The organism is Pantoea sp. RSPAM1, from assembly GCF_038816185.1.
In the GTDB taxonomy this organism is placed as follows: Bacteria; Pseudomonadota; Gammaproteobacteria; order Enterobacterales; family Enterobacteriaceae; genus Pantoea; species Pantoea ananatis.
Window position 1 is genome coordinate 1,565,658 of the sequence record NZ_CP046137.1, and the last position, 20,455, is coordinate 1,586,112.

Annotated in this window: 19 protein-coding genes and 1 riboswitch; of the genes, 5 read left to right on the forward strand and 14 right to left on the reverse strand. The window is 55.4% G+C overall.

Annotation, left to right across the window (positions count from 1 at the left end; translation table 11 throughout):
- Positions 1-108: 108 nt before the first annotated feature.
- The 4 genes from cdd to metG all read right to left on the reverse strand — a co-directional run bounded on the left by cdd (position 109) and on the right by metG (position 4,348).
- Entirely contained in the window at positions 109-999 is an 891-nt protein-coding gene (gene cdd, locus GKC68_RS07890) for a cytidine deaminase (RefSeq protein ID WP_058706220.1), read from the reverse strand.
- A gap of 119 nt (positions 1,000-1,118) precedes the next feature.
- Complete coding sequence (locus GKC68_RS07895) at positions 1,119-1,811, reverse strand: CidB/LrgB family autolysis modulator (protein ID WP_014594105.1); 693 nt, start codon at positions 1,809-1,811, stop codon at positions 1,119-1,121.
- Positions 1,804-2,196, reverse strand: a complete 393-nt coding sequence (locus GKC68_RS07900) for a CidA/LrgA family protein (protein ID WP_252294571.1) — start codon at positions 2,194-2,196, stop codon at positions 1,804-1,806. The genes GKC68_RS07895 and GKC68_RS07900 overlap by 8 nt, the downstream gene beginning before the upstream one ends.
- 118 nt (positions 2,197-2,314) lie before the next feature.
- Positions 2,315-4,348, reverse strand: a complete 2,034-nt coding sequence (gene metG / locus GKC68_RS07905; protein ID WP_342656734.1) for a methionine--tRNA ligase — start codon at positions 4,346-4,348, stop codon at positions 2,315-2,317.
- Positions 4,349-4,524: 176 nt separating this feature from the next.
- Here metG and apbC point away from each other — a divergent pair, with 176 nt between their 5' ends.
- A complete protein-coding gene (apbC, locus tag GKC68_RS07910; RefSeq protein WP_014594102.1) occupies positions 4,525-5,637 on the forward strand; it encodes an iron-sulfur cluster carrier protein ApbC in 1,113 nt (370 codons plus the stop codon).
- Here apbC and GKC68_RS07915 read toward each other — a convergent pair.
- Positions 5,634-6,089 carry a GNAT family N-acetyltransferase gene (locus tag GKC68_RS07915; protein ID WP_028724902.1) on the reverse strand — a complete coding sequence of 152 codons (456 nt, stop codon included), beginning with the start codon at positions 6,087-6,089 and terminating at the stop codon, positions 5,634-5,636. The genes apbC and GKC68_RS07915 overlap by 4 nt on opposite strands.
- Positions 6,090-6,423: 334 nt before the next feature.
- On the opposite strand from GKC68_RS07915, the gene ahpC reads away from it, so the two are divergent.
- Entirely contained in the window at positions 6,424-6,987 is a 564-nt protein-coding gene (ahpC, locus tag GKC68_RS07920) for an alkyl hydroperoxide reductase subunit C (protein ID WP_013026408.1), read from the forward strand.
- Between the two features lie 71 nt (positions 6,988-7,058).
- Complete coding sequence (gene ahpF, locus GKC68_RS07925) at positions 7,059-8,627, forward strand: alkyl hydroperoxide reductase subunit F (protein WP_047714112.1); 1,569 nt, start codon at positions 7,059-7,061, stop codon at positions 8,625-8,627.
- A 47-nt stretch (positions 8,628-8,674) separates the two neighbouring features.
- Here ahpF and GKC68_RS07930 read toward each other — a convergent pair whose 3' ends face one another.
- Both GKC68_RS07930 and GKC68_RS07935 read right to left on the reverse strand, forming a co-directional pair.
- Entirely contained in the window at positions 8,675-9,634 is a 960-nt protein-coding gene (locus GKC68_RS07930; RefSeq protein WP_028724899.1) for an AEC family transporter, read from the reverse strand.
- A 92-nt stretch (positions 9,635-9,726) separates the two neighbouring features.
- Positions 9,727-9,924, reverse strand: a complete 198-nt coding sequence (locus tag GKC68_RS07935; protein ID WP_014605434.1) for a hypothetical protein — start codon at positions 9,922-9,924, stop codon at positions 9,727-9,729.
- A 303-nt stretch (positions 9,925-10,227) separates the two neighbouring features.
- Positions 10,228-10,324, forward strand: a riboswitch (TPP riboswitch).
- Positions 10,325-10,358: 34 nt separating this feature from the next.
- On the opposite strand from GKC68_RS07935, the gene thiM reads away from it, so the two are divergent.
- Both thiM and thiD read left to right on the forward strand, forming a co-directional pair.
- Positions 10,359-11,156: a hydroxyethylthiazole kinase gene (gene thiM, locus GKC68_RS07940; protein WP_241492392.1), complete on the forward strand. Its 798-nt coding sequence runs from the start codon at positions 10,359-10,361 to the stop codon at positions 11,154-11,156.
- Positions 11,143-11,943, forward strand: a complete 801-nt coding sequence (thiD, locus tag GKC68_RS07945) for a bifunctional hydroxymethylpyrimidine kinase/phosphomethylpyrimidine kinase (protein WP_028724897.1) — start codon at positions 11,143-11,145, stop codon at positions 11,941-11,943. The genes thiM and thiD overlap by 14 nt, the downstream gene beginning before the upstream one ends.
- A 34-nt stretch (positions 11,944-11,977) precedes the next feature.
- Here the strand turns inward: thiD and GKC68_RS07950 are convergent, their stop codons facing one another.
- The 7 genes from GKC68_RS07950 to GKC68_RS07980 all read right to left on the reverse strand — a co-directional run bounded on the left by GKC68_RS07950 (position 11,978) and on the right by GKC68_RS07980 (position 20,455).
- Positions 11,978-12,664, reverse strand: coding sequence for a GntR family transcriptional regulator (locus GKC68_RS07950; protein ID WP_110956632.1), 687 nt, complete (start codon positions 12,662-12,664; stop codon positions 11,978-11,980).
- Positions 12,665-12,707: 43 nt separating this feature from the next.
- Complete coding sequence (locus tag GKC68_RS07955) at positions 12,708-14,174, reverse strand: mannitol dehydrogenase family protein (protein ID WP_342656880.1); 1,467 nt, start codon at positions 14,172-14,174, stop codon at positions 12,708-12,710.
- Positions 14,175-14,330: 156 nt separating this feature from the next.
- Complete coding sequence (yegS, locus tag GKC68_RS07960) at positions 14,331-15,233, reverse strand: lipid kinase YegS (RefSeq protein ID WP_028724894.1); 903 nt, start codon at positions 15,231-15,233, stop codon at positions 14,331-14,333.
- A 229-nt stretch (positions 15,234-15,462) separates the two neighbouring features.
- The gene (gene yegQ, locus GKC68_RS07965; protein WP_064365921.1) at positions 15,463-16,839 is read right to left on the reverse strand and encodes a tRNA 5-hydroxyuridine modification protein YegQ; all 1,377 of its coding nucleotides are present in this window, start codon (positions 16,837-16,839) and stop codon (positions 15,463-15,465) included.
- Positions 16,840-16,955: 116 nt separating this feature from the next.
- Positions 16,956-17,663: a two-component system response regulator BaeR gene (gene baeR / locus GKC68_RS07970; RefSeq protein ID WP_342656735.1), complete on the reverse strand. Its 708-nt coding sequence runs from the start codon at positions 17,661-17,663 to the stop codon at positions 16,956-16,958.
- Between the two features lie 6 nt (positions 17,664-17,669).
- Complete coding sequence (baeS, locus tag GKC68_RS07975) at positions 17,670-19,058, reverse strand: two-component system sensor histidine kinase BaeS (RefSeq protein WP_028724892.1); 1,389 nt, start codon at positions 19,056-19,058, stop codon at positions 17,670-17,672.
- Positions 19,055-20,455 carry an MFS transporter gene (locus tag GKC68_RS07980; RefSeq protein WP_342656736.1) on the reverse strand — a complete coding sequence of 467 codons (1,401 nt, stop codon included), beginning with the start codon at positions 20,453-20,455 and terminating at the stop codon, positions 19,055-19,057. The genes baeS and GKC68_RS07980 overlap by 4 nt, the downstream gene beginning before the upstream one ends.

Sequence of the window (20,455 nt, forward strand, 5' to 3'; positions counted from 1 at the left end):
GTTTTATTGTGATGACGAAGACCTGGCGCCAGATCCTATGAAATTTCTGGCCGATGTACAGCTTTTGTAAATAAAAGATTTAGAAACTGTTTAAAACCGTGCCTCATCTTACGCTTTTGCCAGCGTAAGGTGCGTGAGGTTATCGCAACCCAAGGCGTGCAGGGTGGCCTGAGTTGCAGAGAACTGGTCCAGGGCTGGCTGCGGCGTCTGGGCTAATGCGGCAGCCTGAATATCCTGGCAGGATTCTCCCGCCATATTCAGTAGAATCAGCGCGGCCTGCAAAGGCGGCAGGCTGGGATTGAAGGCGGCGTTTTCTGCATAGCGTCCGCTGAAAATCCGGCCGGAGGCGGTCTGTAACGCCACGCCGCTGAACGCCTGACTGTAAGGCGCATGGCTGCGATTAGCCGCCTTGACGGCGGCCTGAGACAGCGCATCGCCCGTTGCAACATAACCCTGGTCCACATCATCCATCAGGCGTTCGGTGATATTCAGATCGCCTGGGCCGAATGCGTCAGGCAGATAGTGCGCCAACGTGTGCACCGCGCGCTGCGGCAGGCTAATGCGAATATCTGTGCCGCTGTTAAGTTCATTCATAAACTGGCGACAGTGACCGCAGGGGGTGTAATTGACTGTAATGGTCTCCAGACGGGATTCACCGCGCAGCCAGGCATGGGTGACGGCGCTCTGTTCGGCATGAACGGTTTGCTGCATGGTCGCGCCGGCAAATTCCATATTGGCGCCGAAATACCAGTTGCCGCTGACGCCGCGCGCGATCGCGCCGACGTTAAAATGTGAAAGCGTGGCAACCGCGCAGGCAGCGGCGACCGGCAGCAGCGCCAGTGCCAGCGCATCGGCATCCAGTTGAGTTTGCTCTTGCAACAAGGTGACCTGATCGGCCCGCAGCATCGCGTCAAATCCCGGCTCGCTCAATACCGGACGCAGCGCGGTTTGCAGAGTAGCTGGAAGTACTTCAAAGGCAGAGTGGAAACGTGGATGCATGGAAGCCTCATTCAATCATCAGGGCAATGTGCCAGACATCGGTTTATATGTGATCTCTGTCTCTCTGACAATGCAACATGTCTTACAGTTTTCAACTTTGCGAGATCTCTCCCAAAGTTTTAGCCAAACCAGTGCAGCAGCAGCGGGAAAATAAAGGGGGCGAGCAACGAGGTGATGATGCCGCAGATCACCAGCGCCAGCGAGCTGAAGGCACCTTCCTGAAAATCAAGTTCCGCTGCCCTGGCCGTTCCCAACGCATGCGAGGCATTGCCAATCGCCAGCCCTCGTGCGGCTTTGCTTTTCACGCCCAGCAGATTAAGCAACATATGACCAAACACGGCGCCCAGCACGCCCGCAATCAGGACACAAATGGCGCTGATGGCGGGAATGCCGTGCAGTGAGGCTGAAACCGCCATGGCGATCGGCGTGGTAACCGATTTCGGCAAAATCGTGGCGGCGATTTCTGGTGTGGCGCCCATCCACAGCGCGATGGCGGTGCCTGAAATCATCGCCGTCAGGCTGCCAATCACACAGACGCCAATAATGGATTTCCAGCGGGCGCGAATTTGATGCATCTGCTCATACAGCGGCAGCGCCAGGGCCACGACGGCGGGCTGCAACAGTTGATTCAATATCTCGCTGCCTGCGAAGTAGCGGGCATAAGGCATGTGCAGTAACAGCAGAAGGGGAATAATCACCGCCATGGAGACCAGCAGCGGGTTCAGCAGGGGAATTTTCAGCGTTGCCGCCAGCTTGCGCGCCAGCAAAAAAGCCCCGACAGTGAGTGGCAACGACCACCAGATATCACTCATCGTTGCCCCCTTTGATCACGGGGCGCGAATGCAGCTTATGCGCGCTTAACCCTACAATGGCCAGGACAGCAAAGGTACTGACAAGACAGGAGACCACAACAGGACCGAACTGCGCGGTAAGAATATCGGTGTAATTCATGACGCCAACGCTGATGGGCACAAACAGCAGCGCCATATAGCGAATAATCAGATGGCAACCCGGTTTGACCCAACGCACGGGCAGGATTTGCGATGCAAGCAGCGCAAACAGAATCAGCATGCCAATAATGCTGCCGGGCAGGGTGATGGGCAGCAGCCGGGCCACGCCGTTTCCGGCATATAAGCAAAGATAGATAATGATAAAAGCGCGCAGATAACGCCAACTCATCGTTAGCACGGTGTGCATGACAGGCTCCTGTTTTTAACGGGGTTTATCATACGCACTAACGGCCAGGCCCGCCAGTAATCAGCGGTGTGGCTGAAGCGCCATCCCCGGCGGTAAACCGCAGAGGATGGCCAACGGACTATTTCACCGGCATGCCGGGTACCGCGCCGCTGTCTACGGACAGGACAAACAGATCTTTGCCGCCGGGACCGGCAGACAGCACCATGCCTTCTGACACGCCGAACCGCATTTTACGCGGCGCAAGGTTCGCCACAATGATGGTCATTTTGCCAACCAGCACAGCCGGGTCGGGATAGGCCGCACGAATACCGGAGAAAATCTGGCGCTTCTCGCCGCCCAGATCCAGCTCAAGACGCAGCAGCTTGTCCGAGCCTTCGACGAATTCCGCTTTCTCAATCAGCGCCACGCGCATATCGACTTTAGCAAAATCATCAATGGTAATCGTCTCGCTAATCGGCGCATCGGCCAGCGGGCCGGTCGCCGCGGGTTTATTGGCGTCTGCCGCATCCGCTTTTGACGCCTCAATCAGGCCGTCGACCTTCGCCATTTCGATTCGGCCATACAGGGCCTTGAACGGCGCAACCTGATGGCTCAGCAGCGGTTGCTGAATGGCATCCCAGTGCAGTTCAGTGTTCAGGAACGCTTCGGCGCGCGCGCTCAGCGACGGCATGACCGGTTTCAGCCAGGTCATCAGCACCCGGAACAGGTTAATGCCCATTGAGCAAATGGCCTGCAGGTCTGCATCGCGGCCTTCCTGCTTCGCCACCACCCACGGCGCCTGCTCATCCACATAGCGGTTAGCCAGATCGGCCAGTGCCATGATTTCACGAATGGCACGGCCAAATTCACGGCTGGCCCAGGCCTCACCAATCTTCTCAGATGCGTCCAGGAAGGTTTGATACAGCGCCGGATCGGCCAGCTCGGCTGAGAGCTTGCCATCAAAGCGTTTGGTGATAAAACCGGCATTACGTGAGGCCAGGTTGACGACTTTGTTAACGATATCGGCATTAACACGCTGAACAAAATCTTCCAGATTCAGGTCGATATCGTCTATGCGTGAAGAGAGCTTGGCCGCATAGTAGTAGCGCAGGCTGTCGGCATCCAGGTGCTGTAACCAGGTGCTGGCTTTGATAAAGGTTCCACGCGACTTCGACATTTTTGCACCGTTGACGGTGACGTAGCCGTGCACGAACAGGTTAGTCGGCTTACGGAAACCGCTGCCTTCCAGCATGGCCGGCCAGAACAGGCTGTGGAAGTAAACAATGTCTTTACCGATGAAGTGATACAGCTCCGTGGTGGAATCCTGATGCCAGAATTCGTCAAAGTTGATATCACCACGCTTGTCACACAGGTTCTTAAAGGACCCCATATAGCCGATAGGCGCATCCAGCCAGACGTAGAAATATTTGCCCGGCGCGCCAGGAATTTCGAAGCCAAAATAGGGCGCATCGCGCGAGATATCCCACTGCTGCAGTCCCGACTCAAACCACTCTTGCATTTTATTCGCAACCTGCTCCTGCAGGGCGCCTGAACGGGTCCAGGCACGCAGCATTTCGCTAAATGAGGGCAGGTCAAAGAAGAAGTGTTCCGAGTCACGCAGCACGGGTGTTGCACCCGACACCACAGATTTTGGATCGATCAGTTCCGTCGGGCTGTAGGTCGCGCTGCACACTTCGCAGTTATCGCCGTACTGGTCAGGTGACTTACATTTTGGGCAGGTTCCCTTAACAAAACGGTCAGGCAGGAACATGCCTTTTTCCGGATCGTACAGCTGAGAGATAGTCCGGTTTTTAATGAAACCGTTCTCTTTCAGGCGGCCGTAAATCAGCCCGGCGAGCTCACGGTTCTCATCGCCATGCGTGGAATGGTAATTGTCATAGCTGATGTTGAAACCGGCGAAATCTGTTTCATGCTCCTGCTTCATTTCAGCAATCATCTGCTCCGGCGCAATACCCAGCTGCTGGGCTTTCAGCATGATCGGCGTACCGTGAGCGTCATCGGCGCAGATGAAATAAACCTGATTGCCACGCATTCGCTGATAACGCACCCAAATGTCCGCCTGGATATGCTCGAGCATGTGGCCGAGATGAATTGAGCCGTTTGCGTAAGGCAGGGCGCAGGTTACCAGAATTTTTTTAGCGACTTGAGTCATAGTTTGCGTAGCTTTCAGTTAAGTAAAAAAACGGGCTTAGATGGTAACCGATGGGCACAGCCGCGTAAACATAAGGGATTTCCCGTGCGTGACAGCCCGCGAAACGATCGGCATCTGATAGTATTGTTAGTACATCGCTGAAACACAGCGCAGGCCTAGTAGAAAAAGGAGTGGGGATGACAGCGCAATCCCGGGAACCGCATACACCAGAAGCCTTACGCGCCGTTGTGGCCGGCGTACTGAGCGGCTTTGAACATCCAACGCTTCAACGTAACCTCATTGCACTCAAGGCGTTACACCACGTGGCCCTGCTGGACGGCACGCTGCACATTGAACTGCTGATGCCGTTCGCCTGGAACGGGGCGTTTGAAGAGGTGAAAGCAGAAACCAGTGCTGAGCTGCTGCGCCTCAGTGGCGCGCAGGCTATCGACTGGCGTCTCAGTCATGATATTGCCACCCTGAAGCGGGTTAAAAATCATCCTGGCGTTAACGGCGTGAAGAACATTATTGCCGTGAGTTCTGGCAAAGGCGGCGTGGGTAAATCGAGCACGGCAGTTAATCTGGCCCTGGCGTTAATCGCAGAAGGGGCACGCGTAGGCATTCTGGACGCCGACATTTACGGCCCGTCCGTGCCCAACATGCTGGGTTGTGAAAAAGAGCGGCCAACGTCGCCAGACGGTAAGCATATGGCCCCTGTTATGTCGCACGGTCTGGCAACCAACTCTATCGGTTATCTGGTAACAGATGATAATGCCATGGTCTGGCGCGGCCCGATGGCCAGTAAAGCGCTTATGCAGTTGCTTACCGAAACCCAGTGGCCAGAACTGGATTATCTGGTGCTGGATATGCCGCCGGGCACCGGCGACATTCAGCTTACGCTGGCGCAAAGCGTACCGGTCACCGGCGCGCTGGTGGTCACCACGCCGCAGGACATTGCGCTTATCGATGCGCGTAAGGGGATGGTGATGTTTGAGAAGGTGAACGTGCCGGTACTGGGCGTGGTGGAAAATATGAGTATTCATATTTGCAGCGAGTGCGGTCATCACGAGCCCATCTTCGGCACAGGCGGCGCGCAACGGCTGGTGGATGACTATGGTACCCGGCTACTGGCGCAGCTGCCGTTGCATATTCACCTGCGTGAAGACCTCGACGATGGCGAACCCACCGTGATCCGTCGTCCACACAGCGAGTTCGCGGCACTTTATCGCCAGCTTGCCGGTCGGGTGGCGGCTCAGCTCTACTGGCAGGGCGAGGTGATTCCGGGCGATATCGCGTTTCGCGCGCTCTAACGCCCGCTGGCCTCGCTGGTGTAGAGCGATGGCTGCGGATAGTGCATCAGCACATATTTCCCCTGTTCGCTCTCACCCTGTGAAATGATTTTCCAGCCGCGCTGCAAATAAAATGTTTGTGCGGCTTTGTTCATTTCCAGGCACTTTAGCGCGCCCGTCGAGGTGAAGCGCCTCTGAACCTCATTAAGCAGCGCGCTCCCCACGCCACGGCCCTGATAAGCCGGATCGACATACAGGCTGTGCAGAAAATTATCGTTTTCCATCAGCCCGGCAAACCCCACCCGATGACCGTCCAGTTCTGCAACCAAAACTGTCTCGCCGGGGATGATCTGATCGAAATCTTCAAGCTGCCAGTCCTCGTTTTCAATCCAGTCCCAGTTATGGCGGCGCGCCGCCAGATACAGGGTTCGCAAAAAAGGGCGGTCGGCCTCAGTAAACAGTCGAATATGCACATCGCGCTCCATTAATCCTTTTTAACAAACATGGCAGGGATTGCCAAAAAAGCAAAAGCAGAACAAATGTCATCTCTTTCACTGTACACTGCTGGGCGGTGCCTTTCGGGGAGGCAGGAACGGGTGGAGAATTTCAGCCGCTGGATTTCACGCACGAGCAAGTGAAACGTGATGTCACAGCGAGTATTACCGCCGTAAAGTCGGGTTTTTCCCTGAAAGATCAAGGTGATCGGCGTTTGATAGCTTTCGTTTATTTTATTGATAACGAGGGCTTATTAGATGTTGGCCCGAAAAATTTGTAATCTGCATCACATATTCTAAAGGAGGCCATCACATGTCCATTATCAATACCAAAATTAAGCCGTTCAAAAACAGCGCATTCAAAAACGGCGAATTCATTGATGTAACCGAGAAAGACGTTGAAGGTAAATGGAGTGTTTTCTTCTTCTATCCAGCTGACTTCACTTTCGTGTGCCCAACCGAACTGGGCGACGTAGCGGATCACTACGAAGAGTTCCAGAAAATGGGCGTGGACATCTATTCCGTGTCTACCGATACCCACTTTACCCACAAAGCCTGGCACGGTTCTTCCGACACCATCGCGAAAATCAAATATGCGATGATTGGTGACCCAACTGGCGCGCTGACCCGCAACTTCGACATCATGCGCGAAGACGAAGGCCTGGCGGATCGTGGTACGTTTATCGTTGATCCACAGGGCGTGATCCAGGCAGTAGAAATCACTGCTGAAGGTATCGGCCGTGACGCCTCTGATCTGCTGCGCAAAGTGAAAGCGGCACAGTACGTGGCGTCTCACCCAGGTGAAGTGTGCCCGGCGAAATGGAAAGAAGGTGATGCCACTCTGGCACCGTCTCTGGACCTGGTTGGCAAAATCTAATTTCGCATCGATACGTCGATCATTTTCTCATCGGGTGCTGCGGCACCCGATTTTTTGACCAGGAACTCACTATGCTTGATACCAATTTAAAAACACAGCTCAAAGCCTATCTTGAGAAACTCACCAAGCCTGTGGAGTTGATTGCGACGCTGGATGATGGCGCGAAATCAACGGAGATTCGCAATCTGTTGGTCGATATCGCGAGCCTGTCTGACAAGGTCAGCTTTCGTGAAGAGAACGATCGTCAGGTGCGTAAGCCCTCGTTTTTAATTACTAACCCAGGCGCTAATCAGGGGCCGCGTTTTGCCGGTTCGCCGCTGGGTCATGAATTTACCTCACTGGTCCTGGCACTGCTACAGACCGGTGGGCATCCCTCTAAAGAAGCGCAAAGTCTGCTCGACCAGATTGCGGCGCTGGATGGGGATTTCCATTTCGAAACCTATTATTCACTGTCGTGCCACAACTGTCCGGATGTGGTGCAGGCATTAAACCTGATGGCGGTGTTAAACCCACGCATCAGCCACACCGCCATTGACGGTGGCCTGTTCCAGAATGAGATTCAGGAACGCAATGTGATGGGCGTGCCCGCTGTCTATCTGAATGGCAAAGAATTCGGTCAGGGCCGCATGAGCCTCGCCGAGATTGTCAGTAAAGTCGACACCAATGCAGATAAGCGTGCCGCAGAAGAGCTGAACAAGCGTGAGGCTTACGAGGTTCTGATCGTGGGCAGCGGTCCGGCGGGCGCCGCCGCAGCTATTTACTCCGCACGTAAAGGGATTCGCACCGCGTTAATGGGCGAGCGCTTTGGTGGACAGGTACTGGATACCGTCGATATTGAAAACTACATTTCCGTGCAGAAAACGGAAGGGGCCAAACTGGCCGGTGCCCTGCGCGCTCACGTGGATGATTACAACGTTGACATCATTGACAGCCAGAGCGCGATTAAACTGATTCCGTCTGCGGTGAAAGGCGGCCTGCACGCTATTGAAACGGCCTCAGGTGCGGTGCTGAAATCGCGCAGTATCATCCTTGCCACTGGTGCGCGCTGGCGCAACATGGGCGTGCCTGGCGAAGAGCAATACCGTACCAAAGGCGTGACGTACTGCCCACACTGCGACGGCCCGCTGTTTAAAGGCAAACGCACGGCGGTCATTGGCGGCGGTAACTCTGGCGTAGAAGCCGCAATCGATCTGGCGGGCATTGTTGAACACGTGACGCTGCTGGAGTTCGCCAGTGAAATGCGTGCAGATAAAGTACTGCAGGACAAACTGCGTAGCCTGAAAAACGTGGATGTGATTCTGAATGCACAAACCACGGAAGTGAAAGGCGACGGCAGTAAGGTAACGGGTCTGCAATATCTGGATCGCACTAACCAGACTACGCATGAGCTGGCGCTGTCGGGCATTTTCGTGCAGATCGGTCTGCTGCCTAACACCAACTGGCTGGAAGGGGCGGTTGAGCGCAACAAGATGGGCGAAATCATGATCGATGCGAAATGCGAAACCAGCCTGAAAGGCGTTTTCGCCGCAGGGGACTGCACCACCGTTCCTTATAAGCAGATCATCATCGCCAGCGGTGAAGGATCAAAAGCCTCACTAAGCGCGTTTGATTACCTGATTCGCACCCAGCCTGCGCACTAAGTTTTACGCGTGAGACGAAAGCCCTGTAACCTGCGTTACGGGGCTTTTTAATATCCGGCCAGCGTCATCAACATCATCCATAACGGTGTAGTAATGGCAGCAAAAAGCGTGGAAAACAGCATGCTCGCGGCCGTCGGTCCGGTTATCACATTAAATTTCTGCGACATCAGATAGACGTTCACGCCCACCGCCATGGATCCCAGCAGCACCACCACTTTGCTTTCCAGCGCGGGTAACCCGGTCAGCCAGGCAATAGCCCAGACGCACAGCGGTTGCAAAATCAGTTTCAACGCACAGATGGTGTAACTCTCTTTTAAGCCTTCCCGAATCCGGTAGTGCGCCAGGCTCATGCCAAGGGTAATCAGGGACAGAGGCGCGGCAATCGATGCCAGCATGCGTAGCGGTTCAGCAGCAATAACGGGAAGCGGCCGCTGTAGCAGACTCCAGGCCGTGCCGGACAAAATACCGATAATCAATGGATTTTTCAGCACGCTGATCAAGGTTCGTTTAAAGCCCCCAAGTGAAAAACTGCCCTGTCTGGACCACTCCACCGATACTGTCAGCAAGGTCCAGAGAATCAGGCTGTTAAACACCAGCACCAGCGCGACGGAGGGGAGTGCCGCTTGACCAAGCAGGACGGTAGCAACCGGAATCCCCAGCATCACGTTGTTCGAGAACACGCCGCCCAGGGCAAAAACCGATCCGGCTACGCCATCCAACTGAAACAGGCGCGATGCGACAATCCGTCCAACAATGAAGACCAACAGGCAACTGCCAAAAAACGCCAGCAGCAGGCGCACATCGACCGGTGGACTGTTATAAAAGTCACTCATGATGCGAAACAGCATGCAGGGCAGGGCGACATTGAACACAAAACGGTTCAAGCCTTCGCTGACGGTAACGGGCCATCTGCCAAACCGTATTAGGCAGAATCCCAGAAAAATCAGGATAAACAGCGGGGCGGAAAGGTAGATCTGGTGTCCTAGTGTATCCAGCAGGAATGGCATAAGTGTAAGCAATCCAGTGACTCAGTAACCGCAAGACTATCAAATTGCTTCAACCACGTAACCTGGCAAAACAGGGCGCGCGGTCAGCCAGATCATCCCAGCCAGCGACGCGCCTGATCATCACTGATATCGCGGTAATAAACCCGATGGATAACCGTATCGCAACGTTGGCAGCGGGCAGAAAGATAGGTGGAATAATAATATCGGCCAGAAGGAGAAACCGCACCCTGACGGGTGATGCTAATGTCGGTCCATCGGTGACGATGAGGTATAAGCGCTAAGAATCGCATCATGCTTCCTGTAAAGTATGAAGTGTTCTGTTTATTTGTTTTTTACGTTTATGCGTTTACTTTTAAGGTGCGATGTTTTTGGCAGGTTTAATTTATTAATAGATGATGTAACTGGGGCGAATATTATTGTTAAATAGCGAAACGGCTTTCACGGCTATCACGTGTAAATGTAGAGCCCGCAGCATTAAGCCTTTTTTTGTGAAGTTGGTGGTTGATCGAGATCATGCAAAAGCTTTGCATATCAAATCGAAAAAATAATAAGAGCCTTGCTTAAATCAGAGCGCTTACTTAAGCTTTTGTCCGTAACACGACTCGGGGTGCCCTTCTTTGTGAAGGCTGAGAAATACCCGTATTACCTGATCTGGATAATGCCAGCGTAGGGAAGTCTGATGCCTGACCGCATTCGCCTTCTTGTCCGCCGGTTGGGAGCTCTGATGACACATCAACCGCAACACCTTTCTGATGCGCAATGCGCGCCCATTCTGCAACAGTTTCGCCGTCAGTCACCGCTGGTGCACTGTATGACCAACGATGTGGTGCAAACGCTAACGGCTAACGTTTTACTCGCCCTTAATGCCTCTCCGGCCATGGTCATCGACGCTGAAGAAGCGGCGCAGTTTAGCGCGGTTGCCGATGCGCTGCTTATCAATGTCGGCACGCTAACCCACGATCGTAAGCAGGCGATGCAGGCTGCGGTGCGGGCAGCAAACCAGGCGGGCACGCCCTGGACACTGGATCCGGTGGCGGTCGGCGCGCTGACGCTGCGCACCGCGTTTTGTAAGCAGCTACTCGCGCAGTCGCCTGCAGTGGTACGCGGCAATGCCTCAGAGATTCTGGCGCTGGCGCAGCAGGCAGAAGGCGGACGCGGTGTTGACAGCCTGCACTCGGCCGAAGCCGCACTGCAGGCTGCCCAACAGCTGGCAAAAGCCTTTCATACCTGTGTCGTCGTGACCGGCGAAGTCGACTATGTCACCGATGGACAGCGCACATGGTCGATCACGGGCGGCTCGCCGTTAATGACGCGGGTGGTCGGCACCGGCTGTGCGCTTTCAGCGGTGGTTGCGGCCTTTGCCTGTTTGCCAGGTGACCGACTGATCAACATCGCCTGCGCCTGTCGGGTGATGGCGCTGGCTGGAGAAAAGGCCGCGCAGGATGCAGAGGGGCCGGGTAGCTTTGCGCCTGCTTTCCTGGATGCACTCTGGACGCTGGAGGCACCTGATGAAACGCATTAATGCCCTGACGATTGCAGGGACCGATCCCAGCGGCGGGGCCGGTATCCAGGCCGATCTGAAAACCTTCTCTGCACTGGGCGCGTACGGTACCAGTGTGATTACGGCGCTGGTGGCGCAGAATACCTGCGGCGTGCAGTCGCTATACCCTGTTGCGCCAGAGTTTGTGACCGCCCAACTGGACTCGGTGCTGGATGATGTGCGTATCGACAGTGCGAAGATTGGCATGCTGTCTGAAACAGAAATTGTCGAGCGGGTGGCTCATAGCCTTCAGCGGCGGAAAATTCCCTTTGTGGTGCTGGATACGGTGATGGTGGCTAAAAGCGGCGATGCCCTGCTGAATCCGGATGCGATTGCCTGCGTGCGAGAGCGCTTATTGCCACAGGTGTCATTGATTACGCCAAACCTGCCCGAAGCCGCCGCACTGCTGGGATGCCAGGTTGCCCTCAATGAAGATGAGATGCTCAACCAGGGCGAAGCGCTACTGGCGCTGGGTTGCCAGGCCGTGCTGATGAAGGGCGGTCATCTCGAGGGTGATGAAAGCCCGGACTGGCTGCTGACACGAGCAGGGCGCCAGCGCTTTAGCAGCGTACGGGTAAACACGCGACATACGCACGGCACCGGCTGTACGCTGTCCGCCGCGCTCGCGGCCTTACGTCCCCGGCATGACAGCTGGGAAGCGACGATCGGTGAAGCGAAAGCCTGGCTGCAGCAGGCATTACTGGCGGCAGATTCGCTGGAAGTGGGCAACGGAATTGGGCCGGTGCACCATTTCCATCAGTGGTGGTAGCCCATCGTGTTTCGCCTTGCAGACTGGCAAGGCGTTAATCCTCTTCAAACCAGGCGCTGTTTTGTCTGATGACGGGGGTGATCGAAAACATCATGGCCTGCAAATGATGGCGCAACGCCGCCTCAGCCTTGCCGGGATCCTTTGCCTTCAGCGCCGCAAAAATAGCATCATGCTGTTCTATCAGGGTTTCAGCGGGCGCAACGTCATTCAGGGTTAAATAGCGTACCCGGTCCATGGTGGCTTTGATGTTTTCAACCGTTTCCCACGCCAGTGGACAGCCGATGCTCTCAGCGATGAGGCGATGAAACTCATCGTCCAGTCTTAAGAACATCTGGCTGTCGCCACGGGCAGCGGTGATGCGTTGCAGCTGCAGGTTATGCTCCAGCGCCATCAGCCCTGACTCTGCGATTTCCTCAGCAGCGCGACGGACCACGGCAATCTCCACGGCCTCACGAATGAAACGACCATCTTCGACCCGTTTAGCTGAGATCCTGCGCACAAAGGTGCCGCGCTGCGGCAGGATCTGAACCAGACCGGCTTCCGCGAGCTTGATAAAGGCTTCCCGCACCGGCTGACGTGAGAGGTTAAATCGGGCAGAAACCTCTTTTTCCGAGAGCAGCGCGCCAGGCTGAATGACGCACGTCACGATATCGCGGCGCAGATAGCGGTAAACCTGCTGATTCACCGGTTCGCTGGTGGTAATGGTGTAAGAGAGTGTCATATCGCTGTCCGTTTTATCTTCGGCCTGGCATCAGGCGATCGCATCAGACCTCAGGACCGGCTATCGCCCGCTGGACGCTGGCACGGGCTCCCTGAGCGGCAAGCTGCAGGTAACAGGCGGTAAGCTGTTTCACCAGCGCATCGTTTTGAGCAAGGTCGTCGCCAAATACCCTGCTGATGTTGAGTAACGCCCGCACGCGAGCTTCACCGTCATCACTTTCCGCCACGCAAGTGGCCAGTTGTGCGCTCAGCGGATCGCGGATCTCGATGGGCTCGCCTTTCTCATCCACTGCGCTGACATAGCGCATCCAGGCCGCGATGCCCAGCAGCAGCAACGGACATGGCGTGCCGTGGTCCAGATGCCAACGCAGGCTGTCGAGAAAGCGCTGGGGGAGCTTCTGGGTCCCGTCGGTCGCAATCTGATAAGTCCGATGCTTAATCGCCCGATTGGCAAATCGGGCGATAAGCGCATCGGCATAGGCGGATAAATCGACATCCTGAATGGTCAGTGTGGGTGCCTGCTCATTGACCATCAGCGCCCGTGCCGCTGCGCGAAACGCATCATCAGCCATACAGTCGCTGATGTGTTCGTAACCGGCAAGATAGCCAAGGTAAGCTAAAAACGAATGGCTGCCATTGAGCATGCGCAACTTCATCTGCTCAAACGGCAGAACATCCTGCACCAGTTGAGCGCCCGCTTTATCCCAGTCCGGGCGGCCGCTGACAAAATGGTCCTCGATTACCCACTGGAAAAAAGGTTCAGCTTCAACGGCGACCGGATCCTGTGAACCGATGCGCTGGCGCAGGGCGTCGAATGCCGCGTCATTCATGGCGGGCACGATACGATCCACCATGGTGGAGGGAAAGGTGAGGTTATGTTGGATATAGTCAGCCAGAGTGGCATCGTACTGCCGGGCCAACTGCATCACGACATTACGGGTCACGCGGCCGTTTTCGGGCATATTGTCGCAGGACATTACGCTAAATGGCGCGACTCCCCGTTCACGGCGGCGGCGGATTGCCGCGACAATCAGACCCGGCAGAGAGTGCGGCTGGTCCGGATGTGCCAGATCGTGCTGAATATCCGCGTGCTGAACGTCAAGGTCGCCGCTGGCGGGCAGGTGACAGTAGCCTTTCTCTGTCACGGTCATTGATACAATCGCCACGTCAGGCTGACACAGCGCCTCAATGACGGCCTCGATACCGTCCGTTTTGCCGTGCAATGCGGAGGTGATAATGCCGATTACGCGGGTTTCTACAGCATCGTCGCTCTTCTCGGTCAGCGTGTAGAGCAGGTCCTGTTCCCGCAGCGCCTGAATAAGAGCGCCGCTGTTCAAATTTACCTCGCAGTAACCCCAGTCGCTGCCCAGCTCAGCCAGTTTATCGCTGCATAACGCCTGGTGGGCGCGATGAAAGGCACCAAACCCGATGTGTATCATTCGGGTTTTAAGCTGGCTACGGTCGTAGACGGGGCGCTTAACATCAGCGGGAAGGTGGTCAGTTTGCAGCATCATGCATCCTTGTGGCGGAGGGAGCGACAGGCCATTCCGGCGGTAAGGATGAAAAATTACGCGCCCCGCGACTACCATACAAGTTGGCGTGATGAATTTGTGAATGCAATCACGAACTGTTTACATCTAAGCCGGGAGTCTTCACTCCCGGTTAACTTAGCTCAGCAACGCGCACTGCGGTGGCAGGCGACAGCTTAGCGCACCTGGCATAATATCAATCGTAAATTCCTGTCCGGACAGCGGTTCACCATCCAGATTAAACGTCATCTCATGCGATGAGCGGATCGTCAGGGACGATAAACGGGTGGAAATAATGCTGGGATTGTCCTCATCGCCGCCGGTCAGTGAGTGCAGCAAAGTAGGCAGTAACTCCTGCGCGGTGACCACGCTGATGTCGAGCAGGCCGTCGTTGATCAACGCAGCGGGACACAAACGCTGACCGCCGCCAGCCTGACGGCCGTTACCAATGCCAATGACCAGCGCATCGCCCTGCCAGCTAAAATCAGGTCCGGTGATTTCACAGCTGTCCGGCTTGAGCGTGTCCATGCGCATCAGCCCGTGAATGAAGTAGGACACGCCACCCAGGGCTGATTTGAGTTTTTCCGGCGTTTCAGTGGTGATACGCGTACCGAAGCCGCCGGTCGCCATGTTAATAAAGTAGTGATGCTGATTCACCCGGGCCAGGTCGATATCGTAGGCCTTGCCCTGAATCGCCAGACGCAACGCAGGCTCGATTTCTTCAGGAATGCCGACGCTGGTCGCAAAATCGTTGGCCGTCCCCAGGGGAATAATGCCTAAGACAGGACGGTCGGCGACGTTGACGGACGCCAGGGCGGTGGCGATTTCATTGACGGTGCCATCGCCGCCGCCTGCCACCACGGTCTCAGCCTGTAATTCCAGGGCTTCCTCGACGTAGCGCTCGCCGTCGCCTTTTTCATACGTCACGCGCACGGCAATGTTGTAGCCCTCATCGCGCAGCTTAGTGACCGCTTCACGTAGATCATCATTGCCTGCGCCTTTACCGTTGAGGATCAGCAGCGTAAGCGATTGTTTGTCCATTATCTGTTCCTTGGAGATCTAAAGCGTAGTGAATGGTTATAGCATAGCCGGAGAAGAAAAATGATTGGCGAAAAGGAGAAAAAGAAAACCCGCACGGGGGAGCCGGGCGGGTGAATGAGGTGGATCCAGTTACAGCTGCTGATAATTGTTGCTCATTGGTAGCAGGCAGCACTATAGAACAGCAAAATTAAGCCGTCTGTGATCCTACTCTTGCTTTTGTCAAAACGTGTCAAGCTGGCACGCGCGTGGCGTGCGGATCGCGAGTATCCTGACCCACAGTAAAGTTGCGCAGCAGCAACGCAAATTGCAGATCAACATCAGGCGGCACCTTCATCCAGACGCGATGTCCGTCTCCTGGCGCCACCTCCGTCGGCTCGCCCCGGCTGTTTTGCAGGGCATCCAGCGTACAAATCAGGTTGCCGGCGGGCGTCATGATCTCCAGGCTGTCGTGCAGGGCAAATTTATTTTTCACCACCACTTCCGCCCAGCCATCACGCAGCTCGCCGCTGAATTCGCCAACAAACTGCTGACGTTCCGAGATGGAATAGCCGTTCTGGTAATTCTGGTAGCTGTCATGGGTATGACGGCGTAAAAAGCCTTCGGTGTAGCCGCGATGCGCCAGGCCCTCCAGCGTTTCCAGCAGAGCGGGATTAAAAGGTTTGCCCTCGGCGGCATCGTCAATGGCTTTGCGATAGACCTGAGCAGTGCGAGCACAGTAATAGTAGGATTTGGTGCGGCCTTCAATTTTCAATGAGTGAACGCCCATCTGGCTGAGCCGTTCAACATGCGCCACAGCACGCAAGTCTTTCGAATTCATAATGTAGGTGCCGTGCTCATCCTCAAAGGCACTCATCATCTCACCGGGTTTCATCTTCTCTTCCAGCAGAAAGACCTTGTCGCTGGGTTGGCCGATGCCCAGGGTTGGCGTCACGTCCTGCACGGTAACCGGCTGATGGATTTCAACAATATTCCCCACCTCGTCCTGCTTAGCCTCCTGCAACTGGTATTCCCAGCGGCAGGCATTGGTGCAGGTTCCCTGGTTAGGATCGCGCTTATTCATGTAACCGGAAAGCAGGCAGCGCCCGGAATAGGCCATACACAGCGCACCGTGTACGAACACTTCCAGCTCCATTTCAGGCACCTGCTGGCGAATCTCGGCGATCTCTTCCAGCGACAGTTCACGTGACAAAATCACCCGACTTAGCCCCATCTGCTGCCAGAACTTCACCGTTGCCCAGTTGACGGCATTGGCCTGCACGGATAAGTGAATGGGCATGGACGGAAACGCCTCACGCACCAGCATGATTAATCCGGGATCGGACATAATCAACGCGTCCGGCTGCATCTCAATCACCGGCGTTAAGTCGCGGATAAAGGTTTTCAGCTTGGCGTTATGCGGGGCAATATTCACAACGACGTAAAACTTTTTACCCAGTTCATGGGCTTCATTAATGCCCTTCGCCAGGTTTTCATGGCTGAATTCGTTGTTACGCACGCGCAGGCTGTAGCGCGGCTGGCCGGCATACACGGCGTCCGCGCCGTAGGCAAAGGCGTAACGCATATTCTTCAGCGTCCCGGCTGGAGAAAGCAATTCTGGTTTCATGATGAACTCACTGATATCAGGTCAGCATGCCGCCTGGGCGGCACGTGCAGGGCTAAACCCTGCAAAAGGTGCGGAATTGTAGGCAGTGAGAAAAAGGAAGTAAATTGATCTGAATCAATCTAAATCAAATGACAGATATCGGCTTCCCAACGATAGCCCATGCCGTACACCGCGCGGATGAAGGGCTGCTCGCTGTCCAGATTTTCCAGCTTCCTGCGCAGGTTCTTGATATGGCTGTCGATGGTGCGGTCGGTGACCACGCGATAATCATCATAAAGATGGTTTAACAGTTGCTCACGGGAAAAGACTTTCCCCGGCTCAAGGGACAGCGTTTTTAACAAGCGAAATTCAGCGGGGGTTAAATCGAGGGGCTCATCGCGCCAGCTGGCCTGAAAGCGGCTTTCGTGCACTTTCAGCAGCGAGGCGACCGGCGCATCTTCTGGCGAGCGTTTGACGCGACGCAAAATGGTTTTGACGCGCGCAACCACTTCCCGCGGACTGAATGGCTTACAGACATAGTCGTCTGCGCCAATTTCAAGGCCGAGCAGGCGATCGATCTCTTCCGAACGCGCGGTCACCATAATAATCGGCAGTTCAGAGTCGCGCAGGATTTCACGGCACAGCGTCAGCCCGTCTTTACCTGGCAGCATCAAATCCAGCAGGATAAGATCGGGCGGCGTCTGGTTAACATAATCCAGTACTTCATTGCCGTGCGCCAGGTGATGCGTCCGGTAGTTAGATGCCTGTAAATAATCAATCATCAGTTGTGCCAGCTTGGGTTCATCTTCAACCACAAGGATCAGCGGATAAGCATTTTCCTGATTCATAGTCTTCTAAACGGGAGGAACATAACGCAATTGTAGCGCGATTTTCAGTCCACCTAAATCAGCGTGCGTTGCGGTTATCGTGCCGCCATGCGCATCAACGATGTTTTTACAGATAGCCAGGCCCAGCCCCGAGCCGCCGCTGGCGCGATTGCGTGAGCCTTCGGTACGGAAAAAACGCTCGAAAATTTTGGCCTGCTGCTCGCCATCCACCCCGGGTGCGCTGTCTTCAATAATGACTCGCCAGTAGGGCGCGTCATACCAAAGACGTACCCGGACCTCGCCACCGGCATCGGTGTAACGCAGGCTGTTTTCCAGCAGGTTGATAAACAGTTGCATCAGGCGATCGGGATCGCCAAAGAAGGGGGCTTCTTCAGGCATGTCCAGATGCAGCCTTAAATCATGAGCCCGGTAGCGCTCAGTAAAGTTGCCTGCGCTGACCTCAATAAGCTGCACCAGATCCGTCGCCTGCTTGCGGTAGGCCAGCGCGCCGACGTCAGAAAGAGAAAGCTGATGTAAATCGTCAACCAGCTTGGTTAACAGGGCAACCTCACTTTGCAGTGAGGTAATAGCGTCGGGCGTCAGCTTACGAACGCCATCCTGCATGGCTTCCAGTTCACCGCGTAAAATTGCCAACGGCGTGCGTAACTCATGGGAGATATCGGCCATAAATGCCCGGCGCATACTTTCATTTTTCTCCAGTGAGCTGGCCAGCAGATTAAAGTCATGGGCCAACTGACCCAGCTCATCCTGACTGCTGACCTCAACCCGGGTGGCTAAATTCCCTTCGGCAAGATGATGCGTGCCGTCCACCAGCCTTTTGACCGGCGCCAGCAGGCCCCGCGCCATCAGCCAGGTCACCAGCGCGGCAAGCAGGGTAGAGAGGCCAACGATATACCAGCTGGTTCGTCGCTGTTGCTGATCAAAATTAATATCGGTACTGCGCGTCAGGCGTTCAGGCGGGGAGCTGATTATCCAGCCCACGATTTTGCCGTTGCTGGTGGTGATGTTGTGACGTATGCCTTCTGGCGGCACCTGTGAACGTGGGCCTACCATCACTTTGTACTGCTGATCGAGCACCCAGAACTGGGTTCGCCAGCCGTGCGGCGGAAGCTGATTACTGCTGTCAGGATTTTGTTCCAGCGATCGCAGCATAGTAAAAATCAGTCGGTCATTATTACGCAGAAAGTCCCAGTTGCCATGCTGCTCATACTGATCGGCCAGCGCTGCACCCAGCAAATTCAGTCGCTGTTCATTCCCACGTTTAATATAGTCTACGAAGCCATGCTCAAAACTCAGCCTGACGCCCCAGTGCATGGTGATCAGCACCAGCATGCAGGTGGAGAAAATAGCCATAAACAGCTTGGCACCAATGCCAACGCGCAGAAACGATCTCATTCACTTCTCCGGCGCCGCAGATCGACGCTTTTACTCTCTTCTCTCGGAACGCGCCAGAACACCAGCGCAGGCAGAATAATAATCAGGGCCATACAGAGATAAACGTAGATAAAGGCCTGATGGCTTAGCCCGTGGTGCCCCAGCGCCGACTGGCCGAAGGCGCCCAGCAGCAGGCCCGCAACGGTAACGCCGATACTCATGGATAGCTGCATGATCATGGATAACAGACTGTTGCCGCTGGAGGCCAGTTCATCCGGCAGCTCCTTTAGCGTCAGCGTATTCATTGAGGAGAAGCGAATGGCATTCACCATGCCCTGCAGAAACAACACCAGCGGCAACATGGCTGTCCAGCCCAGCATCGCCACCAGCGGAAACAGTAAGACCACCAGCGCCAGGCCCACCGTCGATCCTACCAGCACGTTGCGGTAGCCAAACAGGTTAACGATACGGACCACGATGCGTTTCATGCCCATATTCCCCAGTACCATCGCAATCATCATCAAACCGGCATGAAATGGGCTGAAACCCATGCCAATCTGTAAAAAAAGCGGCGTCATAAACGGCAACATTCCGCTGCCGATGCGGCCCGCCAGGCTACCGAGTAAGCCAATAGAGAACACCCGATTATCAAACAGCTTCAGGCTAAACAGCGCATCGTCGTTATGGCGCGCATGTAACAGGTAAAACAGCAGTGACCCCATCCCTGTCAGAATCATCGCCGCCAGCAACAACGCAGAGCCGCCGCTGCTGCGCTGACCATCCAGGGCCAGCGTCAGGGTTGCCATACCGACTGCCAGCAGGATAAAACCCAGAAAATCGAAGCGTCGTGGCGGCATGGCGTAGTTGGGTAACAGCTTTAAGGTGGCGATGGCGCCGATCACACCAACCGGGATATTAATCAGGAAAATCCAGTGCCAGCTGGCATATTCCACCAGCACTCCGCCAAGCGCCGGACCCAGGAGCGGACCCACCTGGCCGGGCAGGGTGACGAATGTCATTGCAGACATATACTGATCGCGCGGCACAATGCGCATCACCGTCAGGCGACCCACCGGCACCATCATGGCGCCGCCGATGCCCTGCAGTACCCGCGCGACGAGCAGCTGATCCAGCGTATTCGATAACCCGCACATCAGCGATCCCAGGCTAAACAAAACGATGGCGCTAAAGAAGATATTTCTGACGCCAAACCGATCGGCCAGCCAGCCGCTCAGCGGCAGCGTCACCGCCACCGTTAACACATACGCGACAATGACCGAATGCATATGCAGCGGGCTCACGCCCAGATCCTGAGCCATTGACGGGATCGCCGTGTTGACGATCGTGGTATCCAGCGCCTGCATAAAGAAGCCAAAGGCGACAATCCATAACTGCCAGCGGACAGTTACGCTCTGCAT